The 17,400-nt window shown below is 74.2% G+C and carries 14 protein-coding genes and 1 pseudogene; 2 read left to right on the top strand and 13 right to left on the bottom strand.

Going from position 1 to position 17,400, the window contains the following annotated elements; translation table 11 throughout:
• Positions 1-45: 45 nt before the first annotated feature.
• The 9 genes and pseudogenes from EAO72_RS15000 to hisI form a co-directional block, all read right to left on the bottom strand.
• A complete protein-coding gene (locus tag EAO72_RS15000) occupies positions 46-873 on the bottom strand; it encodes a DsbA family protein (protein WP_148017782.1) in 828 nt (275 codons plus the stop codon).
• Between the two features lie 76 nt (positions 874-949).
• Positions 950-1,762 (bottom strand): tryptophan synthase subunit alpha, encoded by an 813-nt coding sequence (gene trpA / locus EAO72_RS14995; RefSeq protein WP_148017781.1) that lies wholly within the window; start codon positions 1,760-1,762, stop codon positions 950-952.
• Positions 1,759-3,045 (bottom strand): tryptophan synthase subunit beta, encoded by a 1,287-nt coding sequence (trpB, locus tag EAO72_RS14990; RefSeq protein ID WP_148017852.1) that lies wholly within the window; start codon positions 3,043-3,045, stop codon positions 1,759-1,761. The genes trpA and trpB overlap by 4 nt, the downstream gene beginning before the upstream one ends.
• 143 nt (positions 3,046-3,188) lie before the next feature.
• The gene (gene trpM, locus EAO72_RS43045; RefSeq protein WP_148017851.1) at positions 3,189-3,374 is read right to left on the bottom strand and encodes a tryptophan biosynthesis modulator TrpM; all 186 of its coding nucleotides are present in this window, start codon (positions 3,372-3,374) and stop codon (positions 3,189-3,191) included.
• A gap of 202 nt (positions 3,375-3,576) precedes the next feature.
• A complete protein-coding gene (gene trpC / locus EAO72_RS14980) occupies positions 3,577-4,386 on the bottom strand; it encodes an indole-3-glycerol phosphate synthase TrpC (protein WP_148017780.1) in 810 nt (269 codons plus the stop codon).
• A 115-nt stretch (positions 4,387-4,501) separates the two neighbouring features.
• The gene (locus EAO72_RS14975) at positions 4,502-4,924 is read right to left on the bottom strand and encodes a DUF2752 domain-containing protein (protein ID WP_148017779.1); all 423 of its coding nucleotides are present in this window, start codon (positions 4,922-4,924) and stop codon (positions 4,502-4,504) included.
• 136 nt (positions 4,925-5,060) lie between these two features.
• Positions 5,061-5,639 (bottom strand): annotated as a pseudogene (locus tag EAO72_RS14970) (TIGR02234 family membrane protein); the annotation flags it as partial.
• Between the two features lie 115 nt (positions 5,640-5,754).
• On the bottom strand, positions 5,755-7,242 hold the full coding sequence (locus tag EAO72_RS14965) for an anthranilate synthase component I (protein ID WP_148017778.1): 1,488 nt from the start codon (positions 7,240-7,242) through the stop codon (positions 5,755-5,757).
• A gap of 11 nt (positions 7,243-7,253) precedes the next feature.
• A complete protein-coding gene (hisI, locus tag EAO72_RS14960) occupies positions 7,254-7,637 on the bottom strand; it encodes a phosphoribosyl-AMP cyclohydrolase (protein ID WP_148017777.1) in 384 nt (127 codons plus the stop codon).
• 84 nt (positions 7,638-7,721) lie between these two features.
• Here hisI and EAO72_RS14955 point away from each other — a divergent pair, with 84 nt between their 5' ends.
• A complete protein-coding gene (locus EAO72_RS14955) occupies positions 7,722-8,354 on the top strand; it encodes a TIGR03085 family metal-binding protein (protein WP_148017776.1) in 633 nt (210 codons plus the stop codon).
• Between the two features lie 27 nt (positions 8,355-8,381).
• Here the strand turns inward: EAO72_RS14955 and EAO72_RS14950 are convergent, their stop codons facing one another.
• From EAO72_RS14950 to EAO72_RS14940, 3 genes are all read right to left on the bottom strand, one after another.
• Positions 8,382-9,974, bottom strand: coding sequence for a sodium/solute symporter (locus EAO72_RS14950; protein WP_148017775.1), 1,593 nt, complete (start codon positions 9,972-9,974; stop codon positions 8,382-8,384).
• Between the two features lie 527 nt (positions 9,975-10,501).
• A complete protein-coding gene (locus tag EAO72_RS14945; protein ID WP_148017774.1) occupies positions 10,502-11,863 on the bottom strand; it encodes a PucR family transcriptional regulator in 1,362 nt (453 codons plus the stop codon).
• Between the two features lie 212 nt (positions 11,864-12,075).
• Complete coding sequence (locus tag EAO72_RS14940; protein WP_261991471.1) at positions 12,076-15,315, bottom strand: AAA family ATPase; 3,240 nt, start codon at positions 15,313-15,315, stop codon at positions 12,076-12,078.
• 161 nt (positions 15,316-15,476) lie between these two features.
• Here EAO72_RS14940 and EAO72_RS14935 point away from each other — a divergent pair, with 161 nt between their 5' ends.
• Positions 15,477-16,253 (top strand): alpha/beta fold hydrolase, encoded by a 777-nt coding sequence (locus EAO72_RS14935; RefSeq protein ID WP_148017773.1) that lies wholly within the window; start codon positions 15,477-15,479, stop codon positions 16,251-16,253.
• Between the two features lie 63 nt (positions 16,254-16,316).
• On the opposite strand, the gene bdeA is transcribed toward EAO72_RS14935, so the two are convergent.
• Positions 16,317-17,201: a bis(hydroxyethyl) terephthalate hydrolase gene (bdeA, locus tag EAO72_RS14930; RefSeq protein ID WP_148017849.1), complete on the bottom strand. Its 885-nt coding sequence runs from the start codon at positions 17,199-17,201 to the stop codon at positions 16,317-16,319.
• Positions 17,202-17,400 lie beyond the last annotated feature (199 nt).

Here is a 17,400-nt window from a genome sequence, read left to right as displayed (position 1 = left end):
GTCTGGGTAACGAGCCGGTCATCGATTCCCCCGGCTGCCCTCCGCTCAGGACCCCGAGGGGGCGGGGGTGACGGTCCCCGGCTTCTTGCCCTTGTTGGCCTCGGCGACCCACTTCTTCAGGTTGGCCACGGTGATCGGCTCGTCGCCCTTCTTGGGGAAGATCGACTCGCCGTTGAGCAGCGCCGTCGGTGTGCCCTGGAATCCGCCGTTCTCGAACGCGGTGTTGGACTTCTCCACCCAGGCGTCGTGCGCCCCGTCCTCCACACAGCTGCGGAACGCGGGCGTGTCGAGGCCCTCGACCTTCTTGGACAGCTCGATGAGCTTGCTGTTGTCGCCGAAGGCGTCGTCGGACTCCGGCGGCTGGTTGCTGTACAGGACGTCGTGGTAGGCGGGGAACTTGCCGGCGTCCTGGGCGCAGGCTGCCGCGTTGGCCGCCTTGAGGGAGCCGCTGCCGCCGAGGTTGCCGTCGATCAGCGTGGCGAAGTGGTACTCGACCTTGAGCTGCCCGCTCTGCTCCATCTGGTGGATCGTGTCGCGGAACGCGTTCTCGAACTGGGCGCAGACCGGGCAGCGGAAGTCCTCCCAGACCGTGAGCGTGGACGGGGCGTCGTCCGCTCCCACCGGAATGGTCAGGCTGTCCTTGCCGGTGGCACCGGACGGTGCGACGGCGGGGCCCGACGCCTTGGCCTTGTCGCCCTTGCCGCCGCTGTTGGCCGCGATCAGGCCGACGACGGCGGCCAGTCCCAGGATTCCCACCACGGCGGCGGAGACGATCAGCGTGCGGCGGCGGCGCTCACGCGCCCGCGCCAGCTCGCGCTGCTGGTTCAGCCGGTCTCGCGCGGCCCGTTTTCCCTCTTGGTTCTTCTCGCTCACACCCGCAGCAACGAACCGGGGAGGCACGCGCGTGCCTCCCCGGTCCCAGGTCCACCCATTCGGGTGAGGCAGGGTGTCAGCGCTTTCGAACACCTTCGGCCAGGTCGGCCGCCAGTGAGCGGACGGCCGTGAGGCCCGCCGCCTCGTCCGGCGCGTCGAGCATCCGCTTGACGAAGGCGGAGCCGACGATGACGCCGTCGGCGAAGCCCGCGACCTCGGCGGCCTGGTCGGCGTTGGAGACGCCGAGGCCGACGCAGACCGGGATGTCCGTGGTGGCGCGAGTACGCCGCACCAGGTCCTGGGCCTGTTCGCCGACCGAGACACGGGTACCGGTGACCCCCATCAGCGAGGCGGCGTACACGAAGCCGGAGCCGGCCGCCGTGATGGTGGCGAGCCGCTCGTCCTTGCTGCTGGGCGCGACGACGAAGACGGTCGCCAGACCGTGCTTGTCGGCGTGCTCACGCCACAGGGCGGACTCCTGGACCGGCAGGTCGGGCAGGATGCACCCGGCGCCGCCGGCCTCGGCGAGTTCGGCGGTGAAGCGCTCGACGCCGTACCGGTCGATCGGGTTCCAGTACGTCATGACGAGGATGGGGATGCCGGTCGCCTCGTGCGCCTCGCGGACCGTGCGCATCACGTCGGCGATCCGCACCCCGCCGCGCAGCGCGATGTCGTCGGCCGTCTGGATGACGGGCCCGTCGAGCACGGGATCGCTGTGGGGCAGCCCCACCTCGACGACGTCGGCGCCGCCCGCGGCCACGGCCTTGACGGCCTCGATGGCGCCGTCCACGGTCGGGAACCCGGCCGGCAGGTACGCGATCAGCGCGGCCCGGTTCTCGGCCTTCGCGGCGGCGAGCGTGGTGTTCAGCAGTTCGATGTTGCCGCTCACTTGGCGTCCCCCTCGATCTCGGCGCCTTCGCTGCCCGCGTCGGCCTCGACGGCGGCGTCGGTGTCGTACAGCCCGAAGTAGCGCGCTGCCGTGTCCATGTCCTTGTCGCCGCGGCCGGACAGGTTGACCAGGATCAGACCGTCCTTGCCGAGCTCCTTGCCGACCTCCAGGGCGCCGGCCAGCGCGTGCGCGCTCTCGATGGCCGGGATGATCCCCTCGGTGCGCGAGAGCAGGCGCAGCGCCTGCATGGCCGCGTCGTCGGTGACCGCGCGGTACTCGCCGCGGCCGACGTCCTTCAGGTAGGCGTGCTCCGGGCCGATGCCCGGGTAGTCCAGGCCGGCCGAGATGGAGTACGGCTCGGTGATCTGGCCCTCGTCGTCCTGGAGGACGTAGCTGCGCGAGCCGTGCAGGATGCCGGGTTCGCCCTCGGTCAGGGTCGCCGCGTGCTCGCCGGTCTCCACCCCGTGCCCGGCGGGCTCGCAGCCGATGAGGCGGACGCCCGCGTCGGGGATGAGGGCGTGGAAGAGGCCGATGGCGTTGGAGCCGCCGCCGACGCAGGCGATGGCGGCGTCCGGCAGCCGGCCGGCCCGCTCCAGGATCTGGCGCCGGGCCTCGACGCCGATCACGCGGTGGAAGTCGCGGACCATGGCGGGGAAGGGGTGCGGGCCCGCGACCGTACCGAAGAGGTAGTGGGTGCGGTCGACGTTGGCGACCCAGTCGCGGAACGCCTCGTTGATGGCGTCCTTCAGCGTGCGGGAGCCAGACTTCACCGCGATGACCTCGGCACCGAGCATCCGCATGCGCGCCACGTTCAGCGCCTGGCGCTCGGTGTCGATCTCACCCATATAGATGGTGCATTCGAGCCCGAAGAGCGCGCAGGCGGTCGCGGTGGCGACGCCGTGCTGGCCGGCCCCGGTCTCCGCGATGACGCGGGTCTTGCCCATGCGCCTGGTGAGCAGCGCCTGGCCCAGCACGTTGTTGATCTTGTGCGAGCCGGTGTGGTTCAGGTCTTCGCGCTTGAGGAAGATCCGCGCGCCGCCGGCGTGCTCGGCGAACCGCTTGACCTCGGTCAGGGCGCTGGGCCGGCCGGTGTAGTTCACCATCAGCTCGTTGAGCTCGGCGGCGAAGGCCGGGTCGGCCTTGGCCTTGTCGTACTCGACGGCGACCTCGTCCACGGCGGCGACGAGCGCCTCCGGGATGAACTTTCCGCCGTACGCGCCGAAGTAACCCTCGGCGCTGGGGATCAGACCCTCCGGGTCCGGAATGAAGAAGTCGGACGACATCTCGACGTTGCTCCTCGGCATGGCAGTGGGTGGGTTCACCGTATTGCGCCGTGAGCGGAGCGCCGCCGCGGCCGTGGCAGGCCGGGCGGTGCGGTCGTGCGGATCCGCCGGGTGGGGCGGGGGTGCGACGGCCGGGGCTCGCTCTACTGCGCGGACCCCGTGCGCCATCGCATGCCGTTGACCTGTCCTGGTTCGTCGCCGATCACGTACCGCACCCGCCGTCCGTGCACGCGGCGGGCGGGGGCGCGGCAGCCGCGGGGGCGGCWGCCGCGCGCCAGCGGCGCGTGCGGGTCGCGTCCCAGCGTCCGCCGTGCCCGAGCGGGGCACAGGCCCGCCCGGGGACGGAGCGCGGAACGGTCGGGGGTCACGGGCAGGGCCTTTCGTTCGGATCAGGCCGGATCGGGAGCGGGTCCGGTGCGTGCGGCTGCAAGGCGGAGGAGGGAGTCACCGCGAGCACTGGCGGCCGACGACGCGGCAGGTGCGCGTGCCGGGGCCCACGAGCCCGGCTCGATCCCAACGAAAGGCCCTGGGTCAGCTCCGTCCGTGCCGGAGCGCCGGGTGGGCGCCGGCGGCGACCAGGTCGGCGACGGCCGCCCGCGGGTCGCGGCCGGTGACCAGGGACTCGCCGACCAGCACACCGTCCGCGCCCGCGTTGGCGTAGGCGATGAGGTCGTGCGGGCCGCGGACGCCGGACTCGGCGATCTTGACGATGTGGTCCGGGATCTCGGGTGCGACGCGCTCGAAGGTGGAGCGGTCGACCTTGAGGTCCTTCAGGTTGCGCGCGTTGACGCCGATGATCTTCGCGCCGGCCTCCACCGCGCGCTCCGCCTCCTCCTCGTCGTGGGCCTCGACCAGCGGCGTCAGGCCGATGGACTCGGCACGCTCGATCAGGGAGACGAGGGCCTCCTGGTCGAGGGCGGCGACGATCAGCAGGGCGAGGTCGGCGCCGTACGCGCGCGCCTCCCACAGCTGGTACGAGGTGACGATGAAGTCCTTGCGCAGGATCGGGATGTCGACCTTGGCGCGGACGGCCTCCAGGTCGGCCAGCGATCCACCGAAGCGGCGCTCCTCGGTGAGGACCGAGATGACGGACGCGCCGCCGGCCTCGTAGTCCGCGGCGAGCGCGGCCGGGTCGGCGATGGCGGCAAGGGCGCCCTTGGAGGGGCTGGAGCGCTTGACCTCGCAGATGACGGTCACGCCCTCGCCGCGCAGGGCGGCGACTCCGTCCTTGGCCTGGGGAGCGCGCGCCGCGCGTTCCTTGAGCTCGTCGAGGCTGACGCGCGCCTGCCGCTCCGCGAGGTCGGCGCGAACGCCGTCGATGATCTCGTCGAGCACACTCACGCGAGAGGCCCCCTTCCGGGACGTTGACAGGGGAACAGGATGGGACATCCCGATGGTATCCGCAGGAGGCCAATGGGCCCGCATCCGCCTGGCGGATGTCCCACTACCTGGGCATTCACGGCGCCAGCGCCGATCCGAACGGCAGGTTCCGCACCACCGTGAAGACCAGCAGTACGGCTCCGATCGCCCACCAGTGGACAGGTTTCGGTTCGATCCGCACCGGCCGTCCGGCGGCCGCGCGGACCATCCAGAGCGCCCAGAGCACGGCGAAGGCCACGTACCCGATGACGGCGACGGCGTTGGAGCCGAATGCCGCCGCGATGTCACCGTGCGCGAAGGCGTGGGCGCTGCGCAGTCCGCCGCAGCCCGGGCAGGAGATGCCGGTGAGCCGGAGCAGCGGGCAGACGGGGTAGTGCCCGGGTTCGTTGGGGTCCACGGTGCCGACATAGGCGAAGGCGGCGACGACGCCCGCCATGACGGCGGCGGGCCTGGCGTTCGGATCGGCGCTGGCGCCGTGAATGCCCAGGTAGTGGGACATCCGCCAGGCGGATGCGGGCCCATTGGCCTCCTGCGGATACCATCGGGATGTCCCATCCTGTTCCCCTGTCAACGTCCCGGAAGGGGGCCTCTCGCGTGAGTGTGCTCGACGAGATCATCGACGGCGTTATCATCGACGGCGTTTTGCGGGGGCGCGGGGTGCCATCGCGCTCGTACCTTCCGGACATCGTGGGCCAGCGGCTGCCGAAGCGCAGGGCGAGCAGCCCGGCGACGAGGATCAGCAGGCCGCCGGCCGCAGTGACGTAGGGCCAGGCGGTGTGGCTGAGTGCGTGGATGGTGGCGGAGGTGTCGCCGGTGGTCTGCGCGGCCTTCTCGTCCAGTGCGGCGCTGTCGGACGCGCCGAGGAAGGCGCTCAGCGCGGCGCCGAAGCCGCTGAGGGCCAGCAGTCCCGCGACGGCCAGCCGGCCGGCGCCGCGGACGGCGAAGACGGCGACGAGCGCGGCCAGGCCGACTATGGCGAGGGCCGCGGGAAGGCCGGTGACGTCCTGCCCCTCGGCGTTCAGTGCCAGGGTGCCGCCGCCGACCGCGGCCTTGCCCCCGGCCCAGGTCTGCCCGGAGGCGAGCAGCACGACGGTGGCTCCGGCTGCCCCGAGGAGCAGGCCGGCGGCCAGGCTTCGGCGGCTTCCCGCGCTGTCGGGCGCGGTGGCGGCTTCGGCACGGGGCTGGGGTACGGGGACAGCGCTCACGTACTCCACTATCCCTTACGGCCCCGCAGAGGCCGACCGCGCCCCGTGTGCCGGTCGTCTCGGGGCATCCGGCAACGGGGGCGGCGAAAGGAGCCCGCGTCGCCGCCCCCGTTGCCGGATGCGCTCAGTTGCCGCCGAGCCGGTTGGCGGTGTGCACGGCGCGCAGCACCGCGGCGGCCTTGTTGCGGCACTCGGTGTCCTCGGCGACCGGGTCGGAGTCGGCGACGACCCCGGCTCCGGCCTGGACGTACGCCGTGCCGTCGCGCAGCAGGGCGGTGCGGATCGCGATGGCGGTGTCGGAGTCCCCGGCGAAGTCGAGGTAGCCGACGCAGCCGCCGTACAGGCCGCGGCGGGTGGGTTCGAGCTCCTCGATGATCTGCATGGCGCGCGGCTTGGGGGCGCCGGAGAGGGTGCCCGCCGGGAAGCACGCGGTCAGGACGTCGAAGGCGGTGCGGCCCTCGGCGACCTTGCCGGTGACGGTGGACACGATGTGCATCACATGGGAGTACCGCTCGATCGACATGAAGTCGACGACCTCGACGCTCCCGGGTTCGCAGACCCGGCCCAGGTCGTTGCGGCCGAGGTCGACGAGCATCAGGTGCTCGGCGCGCTCCTTCGGGTCGGCGAGGAGTTCGTCGGCGAGCGCCTGGTCCTCCTGGGGGGTGGCGCCGCGATGCCGGGTGCCGGCGATCGGGTGGACCATCGCGCGGCCGTCCTCGACCTTGACGAGGGCCTCGGGGCTGGAGCCCGCGACGTCGAAGCCGTCGAAGCGGAAGAGGTACATGTACGGCGACGGGTTGGTGGCGCGCAGCACCCGGTAGACGTCCAACGCGCTGGCCGTGCACGGGGTTTCGAAGCGCTGGGAGGGGACGACCTGGAAGGCCTCGCCGGCCCGGATGCGCTCCTTCACGTCCTCGACGGCGTCCTGGTAGGCCGGGCCGCCCCACAGGGCGGTGTACGGCGGGAGCTCGGAGGGCGGGAGGGCGGCCGGAGCGTTCTCGACGGGGCGGCTCAGGTCCCGTTCCATGGCGTCGAGCCGGGCGACGGCGTCGGTGTACGCCTCGTCGACGCCGGTGGCCAGGTCGTTGTGGTTGATCGCGTTGGCGATCAGCAGGACGCTGCCGTCCCAGTGGTCGAGGACGGCGAGGTCGGAGGTGAGCAGCATCGTCAGCTCGGGGAGCTTCAGGTCGTCGCCGCCGCTCTCGCCGATCTTCTCGAGCCGGCGCACGATGTCGTAGCCGAGGTAGCCGACCATGCCGCCGGTGAAGGGCGGCAGCCCGGATTCCTGGTCGTGCGGGGTGTGGAGGGTCTCGATGGTCGCGCGCAGGGCCCGGAGCGGGTCGCCGTCGACGGGGACGCCGACGGGCGGGGTGCCGAGCCAGTGGGCCTCGCCGTCGCGGGTGGTGAGCGTGGCGGCGCTGCGTACGCCGATGAAGGAGTAGCGCGACCAGGTGCGGCCGTTCTCCGCGGATTCGAGGAGGAAGGTTCCGGTGCGTTCCCCCGCGAGCTTGCGGTAGAGGCCGACCGGGGTGTCGCCGTCCGCGAGGAGCCGGCGGGTGACGGGGATGACGCGCCGGTCGACGGCCAGCTTGCGGAAGGTGTCGAGGTCCATGGCGGCAGACCCTACTGTCCGGGGAACAGGACGTCGGCGTCGAAACAGGTGCGGTCGCCCGTGTGGCAGGCGGCGCCCGTCTGGTCGACCCTGACGAGGACCGTGTCGGCGTCGCAGTCGAGGGCGACGGACTTGACCAGCTGGATGTGGCCGGACGTGTCGCCCTTGACCCAGTACTCCTGGCGGCTGCGCGACCAGTAGGTGCAGCGGCCGGTGGTGAGCGTGCGGTGCAGCGCCTCGTCGTCCATCCAGCCGAGCATCAGCACCTCGCCGGTGTCGTACTGCTGGGCGATGGCCGGGACCAGCCCGTCGGCGCCGCGCTTGAGACGGGCGGCGATGGCGGGGTCGAGGTCGCTGGCGGGCCGGGGCGTGCCGGGCGTGGGCGTGCTGGTCATGTGCCCATTGTGCCGTGGGTACGGAGCGCATTCGGGTGTGCGTCCACTGGGCGGACGGCGGACGGCGGTCGTACGCTGGCGGGCATGTCGACCCATGCGAAGCGCGAACGACTTCTGCTTGCCGACCTGTTGGAGGCCGTGGGCCCGGAGGCCCCGACCCTCTGCCACGGCTGGACCGCCCGCGATCTGGCGGCCCATGTGGTGGTGCGTGAGCGGCGGCCGGACGCGGCCGCGGGGCTGGTCATCGGCCCGCTGAAGAACCGGCGTGACCGGGTCATGACCGAGTTCACCGAGAAGCCGTACGAGGAACTGATCCAGCTCATCCGAACGGGTCCGCCGAGGATGTCCCCGTTCGGGCTGAAGCAGCTGGACGAGGCGGCGAACACCGTCGAGTTCTACGTGCACACGGAGGACGTCCGCCGGGCGCAGCCGGACTGGTCGGCGCGGGAGCTGGACCCGGTCTTCGCCGACGTCCTGTGGTCGCGTACGGAGAAGGCGGCGCGGGTCCTGGGCCGGAAGGCCCCGGTGGGGCTGGTGCTGCGCCGGCCGGACGGCCAGACGGCGGTGGCGCACAAGGGGACCCCGGTGGTGACGGTGACGGGAGAGCCGGGTGAGCTGCTGCTGTTCGCGTTCGGGCGGCAGGACGCGGCGCGGGTGGAGCTGGAGGGCGAGCAGGACGCGATCGGCCGGCTGACGACCGCGAAGCTCGGGATGTAGCCGCGCGGGCGGGCCTGGCGCGGCCCGCTACCGCGTGACGGACGCGGCGCGGTGCGGCCGCGGCCCGGCCGCTTCGCCGCGGCCGGTGCGGGAGCCGAGGTATCCCAGGAGGAATCCGGCCGGGATAGTGACCAGGCCCGGTGTCTGGAGCGGGAACCAGTGGAAGTCGCGGGTCGGGAACAGCGCGATGTGGGTGCCGGAGAACGCGGGCGAGAAAACCATCAGGAACACGATGAGCGGCAGTGTGCCGTAGACCGTCCAGCGGACCCCGCGCGCGTTGAAGCCCGGCCGGAACAGGGCGTACAGCAGGACCGGCGGCAGTACGGACGCGGCGGCCGCGAACGAGAGCGAGAGCAGCACCTGCGGATTGCGGTCGTGGGTGTACGTCGACACGTAGACGGCGAGCGCGCCCGTCAGGACGACGGCCAGGCGGGCGCGGAGGATCTCGCGCCCCGCGGACCGGTCGGAGCGGGCTGCCGTACGGGAGCGGGCCTTCGCGGCGAAGTCCCGGGCGACGGAGGAGGCGGCGGCCAGCGTGATGCCGGCCACGGCGGCCAGGGTGGTCGCGAACACCGCGCAGGCCACGAACGCGAACAGCAGGCTCTCGCGCGGCCCGTCGGCGCCCGGGTCGAGTGCGCCGGTCACCAGCAGGAGCGCGGTGCCGCCCGCCGGGTCCGCGGCCTGGATGATCTTGTGGCCGAGCAGCGCGGACGCCCCGAGGCCGACCACGACGACGCCGGCGCACAGGAAGGCCACCGGGGCCGCCGCCCAGACGGTGGCGCGGCGCACGGTCCAGCGGTCGCGCATGGGGTGCAGCCGCATCATGATGTGCGGCATGCAGGCGGCGCCGAGGACCAGGGTCAGCTGGAAGCCGATGAGGTCCAGGGTGCCGGCGAAGGTGTGGCCGAACTGCAGTCCGGGGAGCGCGTAGGACCCGCCGGCGCCGCTGCCCTGTTGGGCGGCGTCGAAGAGGGCGAAGGGGTTCCAGCCGTAACGGGCGAGCACCAGCCCGGCGAGCAGGGTCACGGCGGCCAGCACCACCGCGACCTTGACGATCTGGATGTAGCCGGTGCCGCGCATGCCGCCGACCGCCGAGTAGCAGACCATCAGGGCGCCGCTGGCGACGGTGCAGCTGGTGAGCGCGCCGTCGGGCAGCCCGAACATGGAGGCCATGACCCGTCCCGCGGTGGCGAGTTGCACCAGCAGCAGCGGGGCCAGCACGACCAGGGTCGTGATGCCCAGGGCGCGGCGTACGGTCGGGTCGCCGAGCCGGTCCGCCAGGAAGTCGCCGAGGGTGAACACGCCCTTGCGGCGCATCGGTTCGGCCAGGATCCGCATGACCAGGACCAGGGAGGCGACCGTGGCGGCGGCGAAGAGGATGCCGTCGAACCCGGCGAGGGCGACCGAACCCGTGGTGGAGAGCAGGGTGGCGGCCGAGATGTAGTCCCCGGCGATGGCCAGCCCGCTCCCGGCCGGACCGAGGGCGGAGCCGCCGCCCGCGTAGAAGTGTTCCGGGTCGTCCTGGTCCGCCGCGGCGAGCCCGCACAGCAGCAGCGACACGGCGACGAATCCGAGGAAGACGACCACGGCCAGCGACCGGGCGTCGAAGCCGCCGCTCACCGGCGCGGTCCCGGAGCCGGGGCAGGTGGGACGGCAGGTGCGCAGGCGCGCGCGGGGGCGCGAGGCGTGCGGGGTGTCGTGGGCGCTGAGGACATGCCGGTTACGGCATCAGGCGGCCGGGGCTGCGTACAGCGGCCGGAGCGGGGGCGCTGCGCGGGTACAGCCGGTGCGGGCGAGGTCTGTGCGCGAGCACATCGCGCCTGCCGCGCCCCCGGCCACCGGCCCGGGGCGCGAGCGCCTCGGCCGGTACCCCGGCGGACGCGAGCACGTCGTCCCAGGCTTCGGGGCGCCGGCGGTCCGGACGCCCGGCCGGACGCGGGCACGCCGTCCGCCGCCCCACCGCCCCACCGGACGACGGCACGGACGGTGCAGGCTTCCGGACGCCGGCGGTCCGGACGCCCGGTGGGCGCGGGCGCGTCGTCAACCGCCCCACCGCCCCACCGGACGACGGCACGGACGGTGCGGGCTTCCGGACGCCGGCGGTCCGGACGCCCGGTGGGCGCGGGCTCGTAGTGCCTGCCGGGCCGTCAGCCCGCCAGCAGTCGGCGGGCCGTCAGGGCGAGGGAGACCTCGACCGCGTCGGACGGGCGGGTCAGACAGCGGCCGGTCAGCTGCTCGAAACGGCGCAGCCGGTTCAGGACCGTGTTGCGGTGACAGTAGAGCCGGGCCCCCGCCCGCTGCGCGGAACCGTCCGAGTCGAGCCACGCCGTGAGCGTCTCGATGATCACGTCACGGTCGGCCGGATCCAGCCGGTCCAGCGGCCCCAGCACCCGTGCGGCCAGCGCGGAGCCGAGTCCCGGGGACGAGACGACCAGGGCGGCGGGCAACTGCTCGTCGAGCAGCACGACCCCGCCTCCGGCCGGGCAGGCCCGCAGCGCGGTCTCGGCGAGCCGCCGGGCGTCCCCGACGGCCGCCAGTCCGTCCACGACGGAGCTGATGCCGACCCGGCTGCCGGGCGGTGCGGACAACCCGGCGGCCAACGCGGCGAGTTCCGCGTCCCCGTCGACAGGTCCGCCGGGCTGCTCGTCGTCCTCCTCGTCGGTCGCCGGTCCGGTGAGCGGGGCGACGGATTCCGCCGCACCCTCGCCCCGGGACAGCGGCAGGATCGCGAACTCGGCGTCCGGGCCCGGGTGCCAGAGCGCGTCCGTGCCGGCGGGCAGCGTCATGGGCGGCTGCGCGGTGCCGTGCGGGGCGCGGCGGGCGGTGGAGACCGCGAGCACCGCGTACCTGCCGTGTTCCGGCAGCCCCAGCATCGCGGCGGCGTCCGGCAGTTCGGCGATCTGCGCGGTGCCGTCCAGCAGGGCCGCCGTCATCAGGCGCTGGCGGTTCTCCCGCCGCCAGGCCAGCCTGCGCTCGGTCTGGCGGTAGGCGTCCGCGACGACACCACAGTGCTCGTCCACGAAGTTCCAGACGTCCGCAGCGACGTGCACCAGCAGCCGGATGTCCTCGGGGTGGCGGCGCGCGGTGTCGTCCACCAGGTCCTGCCAGACCATCGCGCCGCCCATCCGGAAGGCGTGCAGGACCGCGTCGAGCGGCAGGCCCTGCTCGGCCCGGGCCTCACCGATCCGCCGGGAGGTCCGGTGGGCGGCCTCCCGGAACTCCCGGGGCTGGATCAGCGATCCCACGTTGTGGCGCAGCGAGTGGTGCACCTCCTGCCAGATCTCCGCCGCGTCGGCCTCGATGGCCGAGCGGTAGGCGGGCTCCTGCTCGCGCAGCGCTTCGACGAGCCGGTCCGTGAGCTCCGGCAGCGCCTCCATCAGCACCCGGGCAGCCCGGTGCAGTACGGCGACGGCCTCGCGATCGGCCAGCGAACGGAAGCGGCGCGGCATCGGCGCGACGGGGGGCGGCCCGTGCAGCGCCCTGACCCGTGAACGTACGACCTGCGGCATGGCGGCCTCCACCGGGATTCGGCCGGCTCCAGAAAACGACCGGCTCCGGTTCACCCAGCCCGGCGTTGGGCATGAGCACACCGAATCATCCTGACGCCCGCAGAATGGCATACCGCCCGGTCGGTACCTAGAGGTGTGCGGCGTACTTCTCATCACGGTCCTGCAACCTCCCGGACTCGGAGCCGAAACCGGTGGCGCCTCACCGGCACCCGTCAGCGGTCCAGCAGCCTGGCCAGTTCGGTCCTGGACCGCACGCCGAGCGCCGCGAAGACGTTGCGCAGATGGTGGTCGACGGTCCGCGTGCTCACCGACAGCCGCAGCGCCACCTCACGGTTGGTGGCCCCCTCGGCGACGCATCGGGCGATGCGCTGCTGCTGGGGGGTGAGCGCGGCCAGCGGATCCGTGCCGCCCGCCGCGGACGGGCCCTCCACGGCCTCCCCGGCGGCCCTCAGCTCACCGCTCGCCCTGTCGGTCCAGGCCCGCGCGCCGCACCGCTCGAAGGCCACCAGGGCGTCCCGCAGCGGGCCCCTGGCCTCCCGGGTACGGCGGCGCCGGCGCAACCACGCCCCGTACAGCAGCTGGGTGCGGGCGCGTTCGAAGTCGCCGCCCGCGCGGTCGTGGTGGGCGAGCGCCTCCTCGTACCGTCCGGCGACATCTGCCGGTGCCGCCAGCAGGGCGCGGCAGCGGGCGAGCTGGGCGGGGGCCTGCGGGTCGGTGGTGCGCGTGACCCACACGGCGAACTCCGCCACCGCGTCGGCGACCGGGTCCGCTCCCCTGCCCCGGTCCGCCCGCCCGGCCAGGACGGACGCCTCGACGTAGCACGGTACGGCGAGCATCCGGGTGGCGAAGTGCCCGCGCCGGGGTCCGGGCCGCACGAGCGGGTCGAGCCGGGCCGCGGCCTCGCCGGAGCGGCCCGCCGCCAGATCCGCGCGGGCGAGCGCCCAGGTGGCGAGGGTCGCGGCCTGGACGAGGCCGTGGGGGCCCGCCCCTGCGAGCGCCGCGTCGGCGTGGGCTGCGCAGGCCTCCGTGCCGCCCTCCACGGAAGCGGCGAGTGCGAGCACGGCGTGCAGGTGGGAGCCGATGTTGGGCTGTCCGGTACGCCGGGCCGCGTGCAGGCCCTCCAGCGCGTGGGCGCGGGCGGAGGCATGGCGGCCGGCCCGCAGCTCGGCGTACGCCAGGTGCTCCAGGGCCTGCGGCAGCAGGGCCTCCGGACCGGCCGACCGTACGGCGGCGAGCGCCCGGGTACCGAACCGGCAGGCGGCGTCCACATCGCCCAGCACCAGCGCCGACACCCCGCCGCGCAGCAGCTGGGCCGGGTCGTCCGCCCGGCCGGCCGAGTCGAGGCAGCGGCGCAGCAGCGCCTGCCCTTCGGCGATGCGGCCGCACAGCACCGCGCTCATGCCGTCGCAGTACTGGGCGAGGGCCGGCTCGGGCACGGAGACCGGCATCCGGGTCATGGCGTCGAGGTACGCGAGCGCGTCCCCCATCGCCCAGGCGGCCTCGGCGGCGCCGAGCCGGGCGTCGAGGGCACGGCGCGGGTCGTGCGGCGCGAGCAGCGCCGCGGCGGTGAGGAGGGCCTCGTGGGCGTCGGCGGCCGGTCCGTCGCGCAGGGCGAGCAGTCCGCGCACCAGGTGCGCGCCGTCGTGCGCGGGGCGGGCGCCGACCCGGGCCAGCAGCGCGCGGGCCCGGCCGGCGTCTCCCGCGAGCCGGGTGTGCTCGGCCGCGGCGGCGAACCGGGCGGCCCGCACCGCCTCGTCGCCGGAGAGCACCGCGGCACGGGCGAGCGCGGCGGCCCGCTCGGCAAACGGCCGCGGCGCCACGGCCGCCGCCTCCAGCGCGTCGGCCAGCGCGTCGTCGGGCCCCTCGGCGGCGCAGGCCCGCTGGACGAGCGCGGGCAGCCCGGCCGGTCCGGCAGCCAGGTACCCCGCCCCCGGCGGCAACGCCCCGCGCTGCAACGCGCCGGGCTGCAACGCGCCGGGCTGCAACGCGCCGCGCTGAGGGGACAGCGCCGGGCCGCCCAGGGGACGCTCACCCGCGCCGGTCACCCACCCCCCACCCGGGCGCAGGCCCGAACGGGTCACCGACCCATCCCCCGGTCGCAGGCCCGAACCGGTCACCGACCCATCCCCCGGACGCAGGCCCGAACCGGTCACCGACCCATCCACCACCCGCAGACCCGAACCCGTCACCRGCCCCTCCCCCGGACGGAGGGCGGAACGGGGCGCCCAGCCGTCGCCTGAACGGGCAGCGGGCCCGGGAGCCGTCACATACGGAACACCGGCCCCGGGCCGGGCCGTCTGACCGGCGGGGCCCAGTGCCCCGCTCCCCGCGCCCGCGGACCGCCGCGGTGGCCGGCGGACCCGCCCTCGGGCGCCGGGCGGGGCCGGCGTCAGTAGCGCGGCGAGCAAGCCGTGCACCGCGCGGCGGTGCTGCGGGGAGGCTCGGTGCAGGACCGCCCGGCGCAGCAGCGGGTGGCTGAAGTGGAGCCGGTCGCCCGCTCGTTGGAGGGCCCCGGCGGTCCCGGCCGGGCTCAGCAGGGCCTGGTCGAGCGCGGCGGGGCCGAGGCCCGCCGCGGCGGCGGCGCGGCGCAGGAGCGCGACTTCGGCGCCGGCGCCCTCCGGCTCGTGCTCGTGTGCCGCGGCGGCCAGCAGCAGGAGTGTGCGGGCGTCCGGGGGCAGCCCGTCCAGGCGGGCGGCGTGCGCCTCCAGGACGTCCTCGGCGCCGGGCAGCGGATACGGCGGAGGGGTGCGGCCCGCCAGTTGGCCGGGGGTGAGCCGGGCGGCCAGTCCGGCGAGCAGCCGGGGGTTCCCGGCCGCCTCCCGGATGAGCTCGCCGCGGACCACCGGGTCCACCTGGTCCGCGACGCCGGCGGCCTCGGTGATGCGGTCCAGGAGGGCCGCCGCCGCATCGTCGTCGAGGGGGCCGAGCCGGAGCGCGGGCAGCCCCGCGAAACTGGTCTCGTCACCCGCCCCGATCACCACCGCGACCCGGCTGCCCGCGCCGAGCCTGCGGGCTGCGAAGACCAGGGCGTCGCGCGAGTCGGGGTCCCAGGCGTGTGCGTCGTCCACACATACCAACAGAGGCCGCTCGGAACCGAGTTCGCGGAGCAGGACGAGGAGTTCCGCAGGGGCGATGCCCTCGCGCAGCACCCGGTCCGGCGGCAGGGGGAGCGGGCCCGGCGCGGAGCAGAGCAGAGCGTGCAGCCCGCTGTACGGCAGCCGTTGTTCGGCGGGGGCCGCGGTGGCGGACAGCACGGGGCCGGTATGCCGTTCGCGGTGCGCGGCCACGGCCTTGTCCAGGAGCGCGGTGCGGCCGACGCCGGGCAGCGCGGTCAGCACCAGCGCGCCGCCGTCGCCGTTGCGCAGCCGCACCAACAGGGTGTCCAGAATGGCGAGTTCACCGCTGCGGCCGTACAGCCGGAGCGGACTGTGCACGGTCGTCGATGGAGTCACACCAGCACGTTACTTCCGCGTAAACAGCGCCGGAAGACGCGCGTCCGGGCCCGCCCCGCCCCCGCCCGGTTGCGGGGCGCGCTCCCAAGGCGGGCGGCACTTGGCTGTGCAGGCGCACAGCGCGGGGCCGTTCGCGCGCGGGCCGCCCGTAATGTCGGGCCATGACTGATGAATTCCGCACGGACGACGGTCTGACGCTGCGCTACTGGTCCTGGTCCCGCGGGCCCCGGACGGCGCTGCCCCCGGTGATCCTGCTGCACGGCTTCGCCGCCCATGCCCGGCTGAACTGGGAGGGCCCCGGCGTGGTCGAGGCCCTGGTGGCCCGGGGCCGCCACGTCCTGGCCCTCGACGCCCGGGGGCACGGTTCGTCGGACAAGCCGCACGACGACTCCCTGTACGGCGAGCCGGTGATGGCCCGGGACGTACGGCAGCTGATCGACCGCACCGGGGCCGGCGAGGTGCATCTGGCGGGCTACTCGATGGGTGCGGTCGTGGCGCTGCTCGCGGCGGCCGGCGACGAGCGGATCACCCGGCTGGTGGTCGGCGGGATCGGCGCGGGCGCGGTGGAGGTGGGCGGGCTGGACACCCGGGTCATGCCTCCTGAGCTGGTGGCGGCCGCGCTGACGGCCGAGGACGCGGCCGACGCCCCCGAACGGACCCGGGGTTTCCGGGTCCTGGCGGACACCACTGGCTCCGACCGCCTGGCGCTCGCCGCGCAACTCCGCTCGCTGCACCGGGCACCGCTGCCGCTGGAACGGATCCGGATACCCACGCTGGTGCTCGCCGGGGCGGACGATCCGCTCGCCGTGCGCCCCGAGGTGCTGGCCGACGCCCTCACCGGATCGCGGCTGAAGGTGCTGCCCGGCGACCATCTCACCGCCGTCCGTGATCCGGGATTCGCCGCCGCTGTCGCCGGCTTCCTCACCGAGGACGACTGAAGCGCCCCAACGGCCGAGGGCCGGACCGCTGTGCACGGTCCGGCCCTCACCAGCTGTCAGGAACTACGAGGTGTGCGGGCAGTTGCCCCGCGACTCTGCGATCGTCAGGCTCGCCGCGGGCAGCGGGCACAGGAACTGCTCGTAGCGGGTGTCATTGTCGATGAAGCGCTTCAGCCACGAGATGCTGTACTTCGCGATCGTGGTGTTGGAGGAGTTCGGCGTGAAGTGCGTGGCCCCCCGCAGCTCCACGTACGCCTTGTCGAGCGAGCTCGGCAGCGACTGGTAGAAGGGCTCCGAGTGGGTGGCGACGGGGGCGATCGTGTCGCCGTCCGCACCGAAGATCAGCGTGGGTGTACGGACTTCGGGCCAGGTGGTGTCGAGGTTCCAGCCGGTCAGCGGGATGGCCGCCTTCAGCGAGGTGCGGCTCTTCGCCGCCTCCAGGGTGCCGCCGCCGCCCATGGAGTGGCCCATCACGCCGAGCCGGGAGGTGTCGATCCGGGTACGCACCGAGCTCGACTTCGTCAGGTAGTCCAGCGCTGCCAGGAGCTGGCGGCCCCGGCTGTCGGGCTGGTCCAGCGTGGTGTTGGTGTCGATGGTGAAGACGACGAAGCCCTGCGAGGCGAGCCGCGGTCCGAGCCAGGCGATGCTGGACTGGTAGGCGGTGAAGCCGGGCGAGATGGCGACCGCGCCGAAGGTGCCGTCCGAGGTGGACGTCGGGTAGTAGATCGTTCCGCCGCCGAAGCCGCTGACACCGAGCGAGGAGACGCTGGTCTGAGAGACCGCGTACGAGCCGCGGCTCGCCTCGATGCTCGAGTTGCTGGGGGCCGGGCCGCGCTCGTACGGGTTGTCGGCGGCCTGGGCGCCCGGGATCAGCGCGGTGCACAGACCCGCGGTGGCGACCGTGGCGGCCAGCAGGCCTTTGACGATGCGGGAGCGGCTCTTGGACATCCGGTGGCGCGGGGAGGTGTCGCCGGAGGGCAGGTGCTGCACGAGGGGGGATCCTCTCGGTCGTGGCGGGAAGCCACGCCAGGCAGGGACCGAGACCCCCGTCAACTGTCACCGAGGACCTTCGGAGTGCACCGCGTGGAACCGCCAGGTGTTCTCTGGCGGTCGCCACTGTTGCGGTGCACCCCGGTGCCGCACATCG

Source organism: Streptomyces sp. OR43, assembly GCF_008042275.1.
Taxonomy (GTDB): domain Bacteria; phylum Actinomycetota; class Actinomycetes; order Streptomycetales; family Streptomycetaceae; genus Streptomyces.
The sequence above is the reverse complement of the archived record's forward strand: the minus strand, read 5'-3'. Positions and strand labels throughout refer to the sequence as shown.